Genomic DNA, 15,982 nt, shown 5'->3' on the forward strand with positions numbered 1-15,982 from the left:
ATGGCAATAACATAACGATTATAAATGTCAGTTTAATGACAAAAACCCCGCACAGTATGCGGGGTTTTTATTTAGATATATTTAACTAAATTTATAACTAGCCGGTATTTATTGCGCTAGTTTTTCGTCTGCTGTTTTTACAAAGTCAGCGGCAAAGTCCATTACATGGAATAAAAAGCTTTGCTCGTTTGTGCCTGTTACCAAGTGTGCACCTGGTCCCATTGCATAAACACCTACGTCTTCACCGGCATGTGTTTCAGAGCCCATTGGTACCAGTGCTTCTTGATGAAAACCAGGTGTTGTTGTATCAACATCTGTTAAATCAACACGCCCTGTAACAGGTGCAAACGCGTAACCTGCATCGGCATCAGTCTCGCTACCTAGGTTTCTAAAGCCACCACCATTGGTGTAACCAACCGTTGTATAAGGCATATCGTCGGCAGCTAAGCTTGGCTCAGTTGCACCTACTGCAACCACTTTACCTAAAATTGGGTTACCGCGTTTAGGGTAACCAGCAATGGTAAATACATGGCTGTGATCGGCAGTTACAACTATTAATGTTTCTTCTGGGTTGGTGTTTTCCATCGCCACTTTAACGGCTTTGGCAAGCTCAATTGTGTCGTTTAACGCGTTATAAGCGTTACCCGCATGATGCGCGTGGTCAATTCGACCCGACTCAACCGTTAAGAAAAAACCTTGCTCGTTGTTATCAAGTACGTTTATTGCTTTTTCGGTCATTTGTGAAAGCGAAGGCTCGCCTGCAACATCGTTTACGCGGTCAGCTTCGTACTGCATGTGGGATTCGTTAAATAAGCCAAACACTTTAGTGGCGTCGTCACTTATTGCATCAAAACCGGTTTGATCCATTACGTACGTGCCATTTGGATATTGCGTTTTCCACTCTGCGGTTAAGTCGCGGTTATCTGTACGATCCCCTTCAACAGCACTTACTGCATCGGCTGAATTAAACGCGGCATCTTTTGGTAAAAAGTGACGACGACCGCCGCCCATTACTACGTCAATACCGTCTACATCAACACCACTAAAGCGTGCTTCTAGGTTGGCTTCAAAGTTAACCAGTTGCGATGCAATGTCTTCACACGTTGCGGCACTTTCTGGCATATCGGAGATATCTTCCCAGTTACGCTCTGCCGATTTAGCATACGTTGCAGCGGGTGTTGCGTGAGTAATACGCGCTGTCGAAATAATCCCTGTTGCTTTGCCTGCAATTTCAGCAAGCTCTAACGAGGTAACAAGTTCGTGCCCTTTGCCTGATGCACAATTACCACGTTCAACCGCTTCATCAATACCAATAACGCCCGCGTCGGTTTTAACGCCCGATGCCATTGCGGTCATAGTGCCTGCCGAATCTGGCGTTTGCGCATCTACGTTGTATGTTTTTACAAAGCCTGAAAAAGGCATAGTTTCAAAGCTTAACTGGTGATCTTCACCCATTTCGCCCTCTAACTGACCCGCTAAAATACGTGCTGCAGTTATGGTAGAAATACCCATACCATCGCCCACAAATAAAATAACGTTTTTAGCTTTGCCTGATTCTGTAACAATGTTGCTACTGGCTGTTTGTGCAGCACCTAATTTTGTTTGTGCTTCACTAAACCACGTATTGCTAGTGAGCGAGGCTAACTGCTCGCTTGTTAACGACGTTGCAGGTGCATTACACACTAAATTAGTTGAATTAACTTCGTTGCTATCTAGCACGTCATTATTATTGGTATCTGCGCCTACTTGCGTCTCTACGCCACCATTAATGCACTGCTCAGAACCCACTGCAATAGCATTATCTACTGCGATAATATTGTTTTCATTTTTGTTATCGTCACTCGAGCAACCTGCTAGCGCGACCATTACTGCCAAAGAAAGTACCGTTAATTTGTTCATGTTAGCCGCCATTATTGCTGAGTTAGTTCAAGAGCTTGATTAATTAAATGAAATACAACGTTTTGTTCAATTACGCCTTGTGCTAGCTGAGCACCAGGACCTTTAGCATGCAAAGATATATCTTCACCTGCATGTGTTTCTGAACCCATTGGTACAGTTGCTTCTTGGTGAAAACCTGGGGTTGTTGTATCAACGCCATTTAGCTCAACACGCCCTGCTACAGCAGCACTTGTGTAGCTTGCATCAGCATCGGTCTCGTCGCCTAGATTTCTAAAACCTAAGCCATTTGCGTAACCTACGGTGGTGTACGGCATATCGTCGGCGGCTAGGCTTGGTGTTGTTTCGCCTACTGCAACTACTTGACCTAAAATTGGATTGCCACGCTTAGGGTAGCCTGCAATAGTAAATACATGGCTGTGATCGGCGGTTACTAAAATAAGGGTTTCTTCTGGATTGGTGTTATCTACCGCTGCTTGCACGGCTTTAGCAAACTCAATGGTGTCGTTAAGCGCGTTGTATGCATTACCCGCATGGTGCGCGTGGTCAATTCGACCCGACTCAACCGTTAAGAAAAATCCGTTATCGTTTTTACCAAGCACTTCAATTGCTTTAGTGGTCATATCGGTAAGCGAAGGCTCGCCCGCTACATCGTTTGCGCGGTCAGCTTCGTATTGCATGTGGGATTCGTTAAATAAACCAAATACTTTAGTTGCGTCATCTGCAATTGAATCAAAGCCTGTTTGATCCATCACGTACGTAGCATCTGGGTATTGTGTTTGCCACTCAGTCACTAGGTTGCGCTCGTCAGTACGGTCGCCTTCTATAGCGCTTACTGCATCTGTTGAGTTAGCCGTTTCGTCTTTTGGTAAAAAGTGACGACGACCGCCACCCATTACAAAATCAAGGCCGTCTACGTCGATACCTACAAATCGTGCTTCTAGGTTTTTTTCAAAGTTAACCAGTTGCGATGCAATGTCTTCACAGCCACCCGTTACGGCATCTTCTGGCATATCTGATACGTCTTCCCAGTTACGGTCAGCCGATTTAGCATACGTTGCAGCAGGGGTTGCATGAGTAATACGTGCTGTAGAAATAATACCGGTAGATAGCCCTTTAATTTCAGCCAATTCGGTCGCGGTAAGAAGCTCGTTACCTGCCACTGTTGAGCACACGCCGCGTTCAATATCTTCGTCTACACCAATAACGCCCACATCGGTTTTTACACCGGAAATAATAGCCGTCATCGTGCCGGCTGAGTCGGGAGTTTGCGCATCTACGTTATACGTTTTAACTTGTGCAGAGTATGGGAACTCTTCAAAACTTAAATAACCTTCTTCGCCAGATTGGTTATTACGCTGCCCTTGTAAAATGCGCGCGGCGGTAAGTGTAGAAATACCCATGCCATCGCCCACAAATAAAATGACGTTTTTAGCTTTAGTGGCTTGTGTAGCCTGCGCTTGTGCTGTTTTTGTTGTTAGTTTAGTTTGCGCAGCGCTATACCAGCTGCTGTCTTTTTGGCTTTGCGGTAGTACATCAGCATGGCTCACTGCGCTAAATGCAAATGTTAGCGCGATTGCCGCAGCGACTTTTTTAATTTTCATCCGTAATTCCCATTGTTTAGTGGTTATTTTTTGAAATGTGTAAACACAAAAAAGATCAACCGCTGCACTATAGAAAACAGATGTGACTGATAAAGGTAATTTTGATGAAAGTAAGATGACTAAACTATTACAAAAATAAGTCACAAAAAAAGCGCAACGTGTTAAACGTTGCGCTTCTAAGGGAAATTATTGAGGGAATTATTGAGGGAATTAAAAACGTGCTTTAAACGATACCCCAAAGTAGCGCTCTGCATCGCGCGGTATTTGGTAACGGAAGTTATCGCCACTGTAGGTAGTTACGTAGCTTTCGTCGGTTAAGTTTTTAGCAATAAGCGATACTCTAAACGCGTCATCTTTAAACGATAAACCCACACTTGCATTTAAAATACCGTAATCTGGTAATAAAGCAGCTGGATTAAATTCGCCTACGTTGTCTGGTAGGTCTGAGTATTGCTCATCGGTGTAAATGTATGAGCTGTTTATGTGTACGTTAAAACCATGGTCGGTTTCAATAAAGTAATCAGCCGTTAGTGAATATTTAAGATCTGGCGAAAATGGGACATCTAAACCTGAGCGGTCAGTACACGAGCCAGCGGCTACCTCTGCCGGACAATTAAACTCGTCAATTTCAGCTTTAATGTAAGCAACACCACCGGTAAGCGTTAGCGACTCTGTTGCAGCCCACATAAAGTCAACTTCAACACCTTGTGTACTTACGTCGCCCGCATTGGTTAAGCGGGTAATACAGGTGCCGTCTGAACAGTCAAAGTTGTTAGCTTGAAAGCCTTCAATTTCGGTTCTGAAAAGAGCCATGTTAAATACAAATTCGCGGCTTGCGTATTTGTAGCCTATTTCATAAGCGTCTGACTCTTCAGGTGCTATTTCGCGGCTGTCGTTATCTGGATTAAAGTTATAATAAATATTAAAACCAGGGCCTTTGTAACCTTGCGAGTAAGTGCCGTATACCATTTGGCCATCGCCTAAATCGTATTGCATACCTAAACGACCCGATACGTTGGTTTCTTCGGCTTTGCCTTCATCATCTGTATTAAGTGTTGCTGGGCGCACGCCTACACCGGTGCGGCCATATACATCGTTACTTACACGGCGATGCGTGTAAGACACTTCATCGTCGGTGTAACGAATACCAAATAAAACGCGTAAATCTTCAGATAAATCGTAGGTACCATCGGCAAAGGCTGCCCAGTTATTAAATTCTGTGCTCATAAAAGCGGTGGCCGATACAATATCGTTTGCGTTACAGCTAATGCCTAGGCCTTGTGTGTAACCTTCTAAATCAGCAAGTGCTGTATCAAGCTCAGCGCCCGATAAGTTATTTTGCGCGTAAAAAGCCATTGCGCTATCAAGCTGGCCAGCATTATTTTGGCAACTTGCATCGCGAGTAAAGTTACGTTGTGAATCCATGTTCCAATAAAATAAGCCGGCAACATAATTAAATGGCCCAGCTAGGTTTGATGTAACTCTAAACTCTTGTGAAAACTGATCCCATTGCTGTGCACCAATATCATGTAACTGAAACGGCGCGCCAAATACCGGCTCACTGCTGTCGCCAGCAATAGAGGTAAAGTCGCCTTCGCGGTATTCTGTGTTATCCCATGAACGCTGTGCAGTAATTGAAGTATACGTATAGTCGCCAATTGTTTTATCAACTTGCACCGAAAATGCGCTATGTTCGTCAATTGTGCGCGACTCGTAGTCATGGTCAACTTTGCGCTGGTCTAGGTCAATATCGGCTACACCATCCACAATGCCGTTACTGTTTGGCGCTGCTTTTGAATCAGGATTACGACCACTTGGCAGGGCTTCTAAATCGGCACAACAGTCGTCATCTGCGTTATAAAACTCAGCTATAAATTTTACGCTTAAGTCGTCCTCTGGCTCATATTTAAATACAGCACGTGCACCTTCGCGGTCATAACCGTTTACTTTTTCGTTGTTGTAAACGTTATCAATGTAACCGTCAAACTTGCCTTTAAATACCGTTAAGCTAGCGGCTAAATCGTCGGTTAAACCGCCGCTTATAACACCTTTAAAACGGTATTCGTTATCTTGATAAAACGAGGTTTCTACGCTGCCGGTTGTGTCGTACGACGGATCTTTAGTGGTAATATTTACCACACCTGCTGAGGCGTTTTTGCCAAATAACGTACCTTGTGGCCCGCGTAATACCTCAATGCGGTCTACGTCGTATAAATCGGCAAATGCTTGACCCGAGCGGCCAAGTACCACGCCATCAACAACAGTTGCCACACTTGGTTCGGCAGCAATACTAAATGAAATAGTACCAATACCGCGCACTGTTAGCGCTGAGTTACGTGTTGTGGTGCCTTTTCTAAAGCTAACCGAAGGAACAAGTGACTGTAAGCCTTCCATGTTATTAGCAAAAGCTGAATTAATTTGATCGCTATTAAGCACCGATACCGCAACAGGTACTTCGTTTAAACTTTGCGTTCTTTTTTGTGAAGTAACGACTATTTTTTCAAATGTATCGTTTTTAGCTGTTTCTGTTTTTTGTTGTTCTTGTTCGGTTTGCTCTTGCTGTGCATGTACCTGCGCGCTAAGCGCTAAACCGGTTGTCATTGCTAACGTGACTGCCAAGCTTAAGACGGACTTTTTAGCTCTCATGTCATTCTCCATATTGTGCGTGTGCTGTGTGGTACCGCGCTAGCAATTGTGTGAGTTGCTAAAAAGCGGTGTCAGTGTGTGATGCTTTCCTTAAAGCTCTTATATCTTATATAAGAGCTTTAAATTTAAACAAACTATCTTACTAATGCAAACATTATGTGAATTAAATGTGATTTAAGTTTGGTATACAGAATATAGCCGCACGTTATGCGGCGTTTTTAGCCCCAATACGCGCCAAGCTATTTTCGTAACGAACCTGCCAACGACGTACACTCCACCAGCTAAGCACTAAAACAGTAGACCAAACAGCAACTAAACTTGGTACAAAGTACACACTGGTTCCACCCACTAATCCGAGCGGCGAAAACAATATATACAAGCTAACAATCAAGCCTACTAATACAATTGCGCAAGGTAATGCGTATTTCCAAGGATTAAGGTCTACCTCGGCTTTGCGTGTAAATTGCCATGGTGTTTTAAGTGGTTTGTAGTAACCAATACCCAGCATTATTGCCAATTCAATTAAGAACAAAATGGCGTAAATATGAATAAAGTTAATGTCTACATCCCATACAAATTTAAGCAAGGTGTAGGCAATAATATGGAATATAATCGCGACTTTAGCGCCCAGTGCAGGCACTTTTCGAGTAAACAAACCAACCAATACAATTGTGATGACCGGAATGTTGTAGAAACCTGTAAACACACGAATAATGTGCCATAAACCTTCAGGTGCAAACATCAATAATGGCGCAGTTATAAACGACAATATGGCAATAACAATACTGGTAATTTTGGCTACTTTTATAAGTTGGCCGTCTGTTACTTTATTTTTTTTCATTGGCTTATAAACGTCTAAGCAAAATAAGGTCGCCGCGCTATTGAGCAATGAATTAAATGAGCTAAATACAGCACCTAGCAATACGGCCAAAAAGAAGCCAGATAAATACTGTGGAAGTACTTCTTTTACCAAATGTGGGTAAGCTAAATCGATAGTTGGCAGGCTTTCGTGTTTATAAAGATGGTAAGCAATAACGCCTGGGATCATCATCATAAACGGTACTAGCACTTTAAAGTACCCTGAAAACAACACCCCTTTTTGACCTTCAACTAAGTTTTTAGCGCCCAATGTACGCTGGATCACATACTGATTAGTGCCCCAATAAAACAAATTAGCTAAGATCATCCCTGTAAAAATAGTGCCAAATGGCACGGGATCATCGCTACTACCAATAGCATTGAGCTTTTCTGTGTCGGTGTTTACTAGGGTGCTTAACCCTTCTGAAAAACTACCATCACCCAATGCAATTAAGCCCAGTGTTGGCACTAAAATACCAATAATTAATAACCCAACACCGTTAATGGTATCTGATACCGCAACCGCCTTTAAACCACCAAATACAGCATAAATAGCCCCAACTGAACCCACTGTAATAATGGTCACAATTAGGCTTGCTTGGTAGCTCATATTTAATAAGGTGGGTACATCAAAAAGTCTAAGTACGGCAATTGATCCTGAGTACAAAACAGAAGGGATCGTTATAAAACAATACCCTACCATAAATAAGATCACCGTCATGCGTCGTACGGTATCGTCAAAACGATCCCGTAAAAATTCAGGTAAGGTAGAAAACGCGCCCGCTAAATAACGAGGCAAAAAGATCAACGCCATAATAATGGTTGAGATCCCTGCGGTTACTTCCCACGCCATTGAGCTTAGGTTGTAACCATAAGCTGAGCCATTAAGGCCAATTAGTTGCTCGGCCGATAAGTTAGTGAGGATCATCGACCCTGCTATAAATGTACCTGTTAACCCACGACCCGCTAAAAAGTAGCCATCTTGGGTGTTAACTTCCCCTTTGGTTTTTTGGTACGAGATATATCCCACCAGCGCCATAAACGCCAAGCACGATAGCAGTGTCATGGTAATGTTCATACCTTCCATCTTGCGCCCCTTTTAGCTTACTTTACTCGGTAAAAAGTAAGCTAATATCTTTATTATTGTGTGTTGTATATGTGTTGTGTGTGTTTTTTATTAAGCCGAGTTTTATTTAGGCCATGCTGTTAATTGGCTCATGTCTTGTTCTGTGTGTTGAACCTCTGGGCCAAGCATTAGGCTGTCGCCTTCGCGTACAAATACTGCCATTTCTTCAAGTGCGAGTGTGTGCTCGTAGTACTTACTCCCTTCGTAAATTTGTTTATCGGGGAAGCGAATCCAATTGCCTTGCGGTAAATAAAACTTAACTTTACCGTTTGGTACTACACACGGCACAACCAGTAATTTTTCACCGCACATAAATTGCTGATCAAAACTATGTGCCAGTACATCATCAGGAAATGCCAATGCCATGGCACGCTGAATCGGCAAGCCTGTTTGCTGCGCTTGCTCTGCACATGTTTGTAAGTACGGAATTAACTGGTAGCGTAATTTAAGTGCTGCAAATACCGCATCACTTGCTTGCTCGGTGTAAGACCACGGTTCGCGAGGACCAATACCGTGTAAGCGCATATGTGCGCTAAATACCGACGCTTGTGCCCAGCGCACGTAAAGTTCTGCGTCGCGGGTGTCTTTGTAAAAACCACCAATGTCAGTTGCAAAAAATGGCCCACCCGACATACCCCACGCTAAACTGCCACGAATGCTTGCCGCTAAACCCTGCCAATCGGCTTGCGGGTCGCCGCCCCACTGTGCAGGAAAACGTTGGCTGCCCGTCCATGCTGAACGGCTAAACAAAAATGTCCCAGTTTTACAGTATTTTTCGGCGGCCTCAAAAACGCAGCGGTTGTACAACATGCTGTAAACGTTGTGCAGCCTAATACCGCTATCACCACTGTGAGATATCATATTGTCGTCTTCTAGCTGCTCGCCAAAATCCGCTTTTATCATATCTACGCCAAGCTCAAACAAAGGCTTATGCGATTCGAGCCAATATTCGTAAGCATCAGGGTGCGTAAAATCTAAAATACCCGATTCTGGCAGCGGCGTAAGTACTTCGCCAAATGGGCTTAAATCCCACTCGTATTGATACGCTTTACCTGTGCGTTTATCTTTTATAAGCCAACCGTTTTCGGCCGCATTAGCAAATAATGGGTTATTTACCGAGATCATCGGGTATTCCCACACACAAATTTTAAAATCCATCGCTTTTAATTCATCAAGCACAGGTTTTGGGTCGGCGTAGCGTGTTGGGTCCCATTCAAATGCAAAGCGGGTGTCGGTGTCTTGCCATGCACGGCCATCAAGAGTAATTACGTCGCACGGCATATTTTTAGCGCGCACTTCGCGGGCAACACTAAGTAATTCGTCAGCATCTTTGTAATACGCTTTTGATAAAATAACACCAAAGCTCCACTGCGGTGGCACCGGTGCAAAACCTGTTAGCTCGCAGTAACGGTTGATGCTTTGGGCAGGTGTTTGTTCTTGATATAAAAATACATCTAGCGCGTCATCTTCAACTAAACATACATATGCACGTTGCGACCAAAGTGCATAACCTACGCCATGAGTTACCGGTGCGGGTGTATGTACAAATAAATTCCAGCCTTCTGGGCTCCATGCATACGGGGTATTTTTATAAGACTTTTCGGCGTTAACACCTAGCGCATCGTGGTTGTATGAACGAATAAGTTGGCCGCGTTTATCAAGCTTGCCCCATTTTTCGCCAAGACCATACACGGCTTCGTCGTAGTTAAGCTCTAGGCTTAATATCCAGCCGTTATCGGTTTTAGCTAGTGGCGGTAAACGGTGCTGGCGTACAAAGTGACCATCAGTTGCTGATTGCTGTACTAGCTCATCGTTTTTATAAAGTTTGAAATGAAAAGGGTCGCTGTAAAATTCTAGGCGGTATTCGCCACCACTTACGCTGTAATCATTATTGTTTTTGCTAAGTGTGAGGGGGTATTCTGATGGGGTTGTGGTTAATATTTTAAATTGCTCGTCATGCGTGGTGCCTGCATTTAAACGTAAGCCAAACTGGCTAATCGTTACGCTAATATCACCAAACTGAGTGGGCAAAACCAGCACATTACCTTGTAACTTTGGCTGTGCGGTTAAGCGTGCTGGCTCTATTGCGTTCCAGTCTGGCTCACGTAATTCAAATGCATTCATGGGAGTTCCTTAACCAATTATTAGTCTTGTATAAGACACAAGTTAAATAATTGTAATCCCCATGTCAACGTAAATAAACTCAAGATGAATTATTTACATCGCGATTTTTAAAATATCCCCGGCGCCGATGTTGCCACCAGCGATATACCACTTAGGCCAAGCAATGCAATTGCTATAATACGTACCCATTTAGCGTCAACGTAGGGCGTTAATTTACGAGCAAAATGCGTAACTAGCAACACTAAAGGAATAGCCGCTGCAATTAAAAACATAATGTCGAGCCCAGGCAAAGTACCAAATAAAGCAATACCTACACGTACTAGTCCACCAATAGTAAATACCGCTAATAACGTACTGCGAATAGCTTCAATAGACCAACTTTGCTTATAACATTGAAACACAAGCGGCGGCCCTGAGGTTGAAAACAACCCACCAAGTAACCCACTTACTCCACCGGCTATTAAAAATGAACGAGGACGACTTTGTTTATTTGTACGCTCGCGGCCAATCAGCATTAAAGCGCAGCAAAGCAAAATGCTTACACCTAAAGCAAAGTTTAAATAGTGTGTTAAATGTGACGACATATATTCAAGTAGTACAAAACCTAACAGCATTAGCGGAATACCGGTATACAACATAAGTTTTAGCTCGGGTACTTTTACCGAACTGCGGTTTTTAACGACCACGGTTGTTGAATTAACTAACCCCAGCAAACTCACTAAAAATGTAGTTGCCGTGAGTGGCAATACATCAAGTAACGTAAAGCTTGCAACCACCAGCAACCCAAAGCCAAACCCGCTAAGAGTTTGCATTACAGTGGCAAGGCTTAGGCACAGCGCCATAAGCAAAATGAGTTCAAAAGAAATACTGAGCACTTTTAATTTCCTAAGGGTGAGCTATTGTAGTGTAACGATTTGTTTTTAGGCATAATGTATATTTTGCGCCTATTAAACATTACAGCAGTAGTTCACGTTTAATTGAGCTAGCGCAAATATGCGTAAAAGGTTTCACCTATGCTATAACTACAGGTGGATTAAATTTAATGGTAAATAATAATGAGTAACTCTATGTTTGATCACAAATTAAGTGGCCCAAGCTTGGCTTTTCAACCACTTTACTTACAAGTGGCTGATTATATTAAACAGCTCATTGTTGAAAGACGTTGGGTACCTGGCGAAGCACTACCAAGCGAATTTCGCCTTGCTGAAGAATTTAACGTAAGCCAAGGTACAGTTCGTAAAGCACTAAACTTATTAACCGACAATAAAATAGTAACTCGTCGCCAAGGCGTTGGTACGTTTGTATCGCAACATACTGCGCAAGATGCCTTATTTAGGTTTTTTCCGTTACAAGCAGACGGTAAAGGTGCCGATTTGCCAAAGGCTGAACTGCTATCGGTTGAGCTTTGTGCAGCGCCAGTTGAAGTAATAGAAGCGTTACAACTCAATAAAAAAGACAAAGTTACCAAGCTTGTTCGTAGGCGTATTCTTGATAACGAATTTTGCATGAGCGAAACTATATACCTACCACAAAGCTACTTTCCTGATATACATCAAAGTAGTGATATTCCGCATACATTGTACCATTACTATCAGACCAAATTTAACCAAACTGTACACAAAACCCAAGACAGTATTAAAGCCGTACTTGCTACAATGGATGATGCCAAAATGCTTGCTATAAAAGCTGGCGATCCACTGCTGTTGGTATCACGCATTACCGAATCAATCGAAGGTAAACGTATTGAATACCGCCAAAGTAAATGCCGTAGCGATCATTACCACTATCAAATTGAACTTGATTAATTAAAAGCGTGTTTAGTGCTAAAAACCCACTTTAGCGCATAATAATTAAATATTTTTTAAAGGCAGCAAACGCTGCCTTTTTGCTGCCTGTAGGTTTTTTAACTGAACCATTTACTGCTTTGCTGTTAACACAGTATTGACACTGTTTGATTCGTATAATAACTTATGTCTTATACAAGACCTAAGTCATTATGCATTTTTAACAGGAATTCCCAATGAGTTCATTAAATAATATCCCTCCAGTAGGGTTCGGTTTATGGAAAGTCGCGCAAGAAGATTGTGCACAAACGGTATACCAAGCCATTAAGGCAGGTTACCGCCATCTTGATTGCGCATCAGACTACGGTAACGAAGAACAAGTAGGCGATGGCATCGCCCAAGCAATAAACGATGGCTTATGTACCCGTGAAGAATTATGGGTAACATCAAAACTGTGGAATACCTTTCATGCACCAGAGCATGTTGGCCTCGCGATTGATAAAACACTGAGTGATTTAAAGCTAGATTACCTAGACTTATACCTAATTCATTTTCCGATTGCGCAAACATTTGTGCCAATAGAAACCCGCTATCCACCAGAGTGGTTTGTTGACCCTACAGCGCAAAACCCACAAATGGAGCTTGCAAAAGTACCACTGTATTTAACGTGGCAAGCAATGGAAGAACAAGTACACAACAACAAAGCAAAACGCATTGGGATATGTAATTACTCAAGCGCACTGCTTCACGACTTAATGACCTACGCAAATATCAAACCCGCTATGTTGCAAATTGAGTCGCACCCTTATTTAACGCAAGAGCGATTAGTAAGACTCGCAAAGCAGTACGATATTCCGGTTACTGCGTTTTCACCACTGGGTGCGCTTTCATACCTTGAGCTAGAAATGGCTGATAAAACTGAATCAGTTCTTGAGCAAAGCGTTGTTAAAGCGGCCGCACACAATCATGGCAAAACGCCAGCACAAGTAGTTCTTCGCTGGGGCGTGCAACGCGGCACTGCCATTATTCCTAAAACCTCAAAACTTGAACGCATGAAAGAAAATCTCACACTGTTTGATTTTGAATTAACAGAGCAAGAAATGGCGCAAATTTCTGCGCTTAACAGTAATCGCCGATTCAACGACCCTGGGCACTTTTGTGAAGCTGCCTTTAACCGCTTTCACCCAATTTACGATTAGGAACATACAATGTCAGCTACCGAAATTAACTACGCCTCAGTGCCAACTCAATTAACATTCGATGATTCGGTTTTTCCGTGCATTGTTGTTAATAACAATAACGCCAGCACCGTTGAAGAAGCGGTAGCTTTCATTCGCGCAAATAAAAGTGAATTGGCTACAAAACTTCGCAGCTCAGGTGCTGTGTTGTTTCGTGGCTTTCCTGTAAATAGCGCCGAAACATTTGATACTTTTTCAGCCGGGTTTGATTATGACAATTTTACTTATAAAGAGTCACTGTCTAACGCGGTACGTATTAATTTTACCGAACGTGTATTTACAGCTAACGAAGCGCCAAAAGATGTAGAAATATACTTACATCACGAAATGGCGCAAACGCCTATTTCGCCAAGTAAATTATTCTTCTTTTGTAAATCGGCCGCAGAAGAAGGCGGTGCAACACCTCTTTGCCGATCAGATAAATTATTTAGTGCATTAAAAGAATACGACAGCAAGCTTGCCCATGACTTTGAACACAAAGGCCTAAAATATACCACCTATATGCCAGCCGCTGACGACGCAACATCAGGCCAAGGCCGAAGCTGGAAAAGTACGCTAAGTGTAGAAACCAAAGACGAAGCACATAATAAATTAACCGAACTTGGTTACGAGTGGGAATGGCTTGAAGACGGCTCACTAAAAGCCGTTACACCAGTACTGCCTGCTGTAGTAACTCTTGAAAACAACGTACAGGTTTTTTATAACCAACTGATTGCCGCTTACATGGGCTGGAAAGGTGTACGCGATAATCCATCAATTGCCATTACCTTTGGTGATGGTAGTGCGATTCCTAAAGTTGGACTTGATAAAATTGTGGAGCTTTCTAAAGTATTTACCTTTGATCTTGCATGGCAAGACGGTGACGTTGCTTTAGTTGATAACGAAATGGCTATGCATGGTCGTCGCCCTTTTACAGGTGAACGTAAGCGCCAAGTATTAGTAGCACTTACCGCAGCTAAAGCGTAATGCAGCGCTTAAGTAGTAAATTAAGCTGTAAAATATCACCTTTATGGCAAGGTGCCAGCATTGCTGCAATGACTGGCCTTGCCGCCTTATTTTTAAGCGAACATTATGGTGCGCCAGCCATGTTGTTTGCTTTGTTACTGGGTATGGCAGTCTCATTTTTGTATCAAAGCGATAGCCCTTGCGCCAAAGGTATCGATTTTACTGGCACCACGATTTTGCGTGTAGGTATAGTACTGCTAGGCACACGCATTGCGCTGGGAGATTTAGTAACACTGGGTTGGCAAACAGCACTTATGTTAGCGGGCGCCATATTTACCACTATTATTTTAGGTGTAGTGCTAGCGCGCGCATTTGGCTTACAAAAACGCTTTGGTGCACTAACAGGTGGCTCGGTTGCTATTTGTGGAGCGTCTGCTGCGCTGGCTATCTCGTCTATTATGCCAAACAGCGAACATAAAGAGCGCGACACCTTATTAACCGTTATTGGCGTAACAGCTATGTCGACCCTTGCTATGATCCTCTACCCTATTGTGGTTAATTATCTTGAGTTTGACGCCCATAATGCAGGCGTATTCTTAGGTGGCACAATACATGATGTAGCCCAGGTAGTGGGTGCAGGTTATTCGGTATCACCAGAGACAGGCGATATAGCAACTCTAACTAAACTTGTACGTGTTGCCATGCTACTACCTGTTGTACTTATTATGATGGTCGTTATTAATCGCTCAAACAAAGAAAAACACGGAGAATTACCTAAAGTACCTGGCTTTTTAATTGGCTTTGTAATACTCATGATAATAAATAGCTGCTTTTCACTTCCTACAATAGTACTTGAAACCGCTAACGAACTTTCGCAGTTCTTTTTAATTGCGGCTATTTCAGCTATAGGAATGAAAACTAATTTAGGAAAGCTTACCGAAGTAGGTATGAAACCCATTATTTTAATTGTGGCTGAAACACTTTGGATTGCATTATTAATACTTGGATTTGTAATTTGGAGCTAATGAATCAAGTTATTTAAGGTATATATCAAAAAAATCAGTAGGTAATTAGGTCATGTTTTAACCACTTAAAACTTGTATTTTACCTACTCTAGAACCGCGTGCTAACACAAACATAAAGCATTGATTAAATTAAAATTAACTTAAATTAAGACGCAAAAAAGATCACCTTAATCATGGCTGGTTAGTTAAAAAACAAACAAACTAATAAAGCACTTACTCTAAAATAAATTTACAATAGGGCTTGGTATATAGCTCAATTTGCTGTTATCCTGCTTGGCATCGGGTTGACAGAAAACCCTATTTATTTGTAAGTACCACGTTGTTTTAGTAATAATCCTTCGCGTTATCCTCAGTTAAATGTATGTTTTCTTCCTGTTAAATTGCCTAATTTAAGGCGCACTTTTATTAATTCTTAGGATACTATTATGTCTAATACTACAACTGGTACAGTTAAATTTTTCAACGAAGCAAAAGGTTTTGGTTTCATCGAGCAAGAATCTGGTCCTGACGTTTTCGCACATTTCAGCGCAATCTCTGGCGACGGTTTTAAAACTTTAGCTGAAGGCCAACGTGTACAGTTTACTGTTACTCAAGGTCAAAAAGGTCCACAAGCTGAAAACATCGTTAGCATCTAATTGCTTTCGTTAAAATGGGTTAGCAATAACCCATTTTGAATACTAGTTTGAAAGAAGTTTTGTTTTATTTGTTAGTACCCCGTTGTTTTAGTAATAATCCT

At 42.4% G+C, this 15,982-nt stretch carries 11 protein-coding genes; 5 read left to right on the forward strand and 6 right to left on the reverse strand.

The annotated features are described in order from the left end of the window. Nucleotides 1-108: 108 nt before the first annotated feature. From AAEY62_RS10640 to AAEY62_RS10665, 6 genes are all read right to left on the reverse strand, one after another. Nucleotides 109-1,899: an alkaline phosphatase gene (locus tag AAEY62_RS10640; RefSeq protein ID WP_350634931.1), complete on the reverse strand. Its 1,791-nt coding sequence runs from the start codon at nucleotides 1,897-1,899 to the stop codon at nucleotides 109-111. A gap of 11 nt (nucleotides 1,900-1,910) precedes the next feature. Further along, a complete protein-coding gene (locus AAEY62_RS10645) occupies nucleotides 1,911-3,500 on the reverse strand; it encodes an alkaline phosphatase (protein ID WP_350634932.1) in 1,590 nt (529 codons plus the stop codon). A gap of 210 nt (nucleotides 3,501-3,710) precedes the next feature. Next, complete coding sequence (locus tag AAEY62_RS10650; RefSeq protein ID WP_024589600.1) at nucleotides 3,711-6,146, reverse strand: TonB-dependent receptor; 2,436 nt, start codon at nucleotides 6,144-6,146, stop codon at nucleotides 3,711-3,713. A gap of 205 nt (nucleotides 6,147-6,351) precedes the next feature. Continuing rightward, nucleotides 6,352-8,091 carry a solute:sodium symporter family transporter gene (locus tag AAEY62_RS10655; RefSeq protein ID WP_024589599.1) on the reverse strand — a complete coding sequence of 580 codons (1,740 nt, stop codon included), beginning with the start codon at nucleotides 8,089-8,091 and terminating at the stop codon, nucleotides 6,352-6,354. 102 nt (nucleotides 8,092-8,193) lie between these two features. Continuing rightward, nucleotides 8,194-10,254, reverse strand: coding sequence for a glycoside hydrolase family 31 protein (locus AAEY62_RS10660; RefSeq protein ID WP_350634933.1), 2,061 nt, complete (start codon nucleotides 10,252-10,254; stop codon nucleotides 8,194-8,196). Nucleotides 10,255-10,361: 107 nt separating this feature from the next. Then, on the reverse strand, nucleotides 10,362-11,129 hold the full coding sequence (locus AAEY62_RS10665) for a sulfite exporter TauE/SafE family protein (RefSeq protein ID WP_024589597.1): 768 nt from the start codon (nucleotides 11,127-11,129) through the stop codon (nucleotides 10,362-10,364). Between the two features lie 180 nt (nucleotides 11,130-11,309). Between AAEY62_RS10665 and AAEY62_RS10670 the strand changes: the two genes are divergently transcribed. The 5 genes from AAEY62_RS10670 to AAEY62_RS10690 all read left to right on the forward strand — a co-directional run bounded on the left by AAEY62_RS10670 (nucleotide 11,310) and on the right by AAEY62_RS10690 (nucleotide 15,881). Then, nucleotides 11,310-12,059 (forward strand): GntR family transcriptional regulator, encoded by a 750-nt coding sequence (locus AAEY62_RS10670; protein ID WP_024589596.1) that lies wholly within the window; start codon nucleotides 11,310-11,312, stop codon nucleotides 12,057-12,059. A gap of 215 nt (nucleotides 12,060-12,274) precedes the next feature. Beyond that, nucleotides 12,275-13,237 (forward strand): aldo/keto reductase, encoded by a 963-nt coding sequence (locus tag AAEY62_RS10675; protein WP_024589595.1) that lies wholly within the window; start codon nucleotides 12,275-12,277, stop codon nucleotides 13,235-13,237. A 9-nt stretch (nucleotides 13,238-13,246) separates the two neighbouring features. Further along, on the forward strand, nucleotides 13,247-14,242 hold the full coding sequence (locus tag AAEY62_RS10680) for a TauD/TfdA family dioxygenase (RefSeq protein ID WP_165722659.1): 996 nt from the start codon (nucleotides 13,247-13,249) through the stop codon (nucleotides 14,240-14,242). Continuing rightward, entirely contained in the window at nucleotides 14,242-15,246 is a 1,005-nt protein-coding gene (locus tag AAEY62_RS10685) for a YeiH family protein (RefSeq protein ID WP_197118323.1), read from the forward strand. Before AAEY62_RS10680 ends, AAEY62_RS10685 begins: the two co-directional genes overlap by 1 nt. Nucleotides 15,247-15,671: 425 nt before the next feature. Then, nucleotides 15,672-15,881 (forward strand): cold-shock protein, encoded by a 210-nt coding sequence (locus AAEY62_RS10690; RefSeq protein ID WP_006792548.1) that lies wholly within the window; start codon nucleotides 15,672-15,674, stop codon nucleotides 15,879-15,881. The last annotated feature ends 101 nt before the right edge of the window (nucleotides 15,882-15,982 follow it).

Origin of the sequence: Pseudoalteromonas sp. GW168-MNA-CIBAN-0100 (assembly GCF_040309225.1) — a bacterium.
In the GTDB taxonomy this organism is placed as follows: domain Bacteria; phylum Pseudomonadota; class Gammaproteobacteria; order Enterobacterales; family Alteromonadaceae; genus Pseudoalteromonas; species Pseudoalteromonas arctica.

Coding starts and splice junctions, on each gene's coding strand:
- AAEY62_RS10645 (WP_350634932.1), bottom strand. CDS start 3,500: ATGAAAATTAAAAAAGTCGCTGCGGCAATCGCGCTAACATTTGCATTT.
- AAEY62_RS10690 (WP_006792548.1), top strand. CDS start 15,672: ATGTCTAATACTACAACTGGTACAGTTAAATTTTTCAACGAAGCAAAA.
- AAEY62_RS10685 (WP_197118323.1), top strand. CDS start 14,242: ATGCAGCGCTTAAGTAGTAAATTAAGCTGTAAAATATCACCTTTATGG.
- AAEY62_RS10655 (WP_024589599.1), bottom strand. CDS start 8,091: ATGGAAGGTATGAACATTACCATGACACTGCTATCGTGCTTGGCGTTT.
- AAEY62_RS10675 (WP_024589595.1), top strand. CDS start 12,275: ATGAGTTCATTAAATAATATCCCTCCAGTAGGGTTCGGTTTATGGAAA.
- AAEY62_RS10680 (WP_165722659.1), top strand. CDS start 13,247: ATGTCAGCTACCGAAATTAACTACGCCTCAGTGCCAACTCAATTAACA.
- AAEY62_RS10640 (WP_350634931.1), bottom strand. CDS start 1,899: ATGAACAAATTAACGGTACTTTCTTTGGCAGTAATGGTCGCGCTAGCA.
- AAEY62_RS10650 (WP_024589600.1), bottom strand. CDS start 6,146: ATGAGAGCTAAAAAGTCCGTCTTAAGCTTGGCAGTCACGTTAGCAATG.
- AAEY62_RS10670 (WP_024589596.1), top strand. CDS start 11,310: ATGAGTAACTCTATGTTTGATCACAAATTAAGTGGCCCAAGCTTGGCT.
- AAEY62_RS10660 (WP_350634933.1), bottom strand. CDS start 10,254: ATGAATGCATTTGAATTACGTGAGCCAGACTGGAACGCAATAGAGCCA.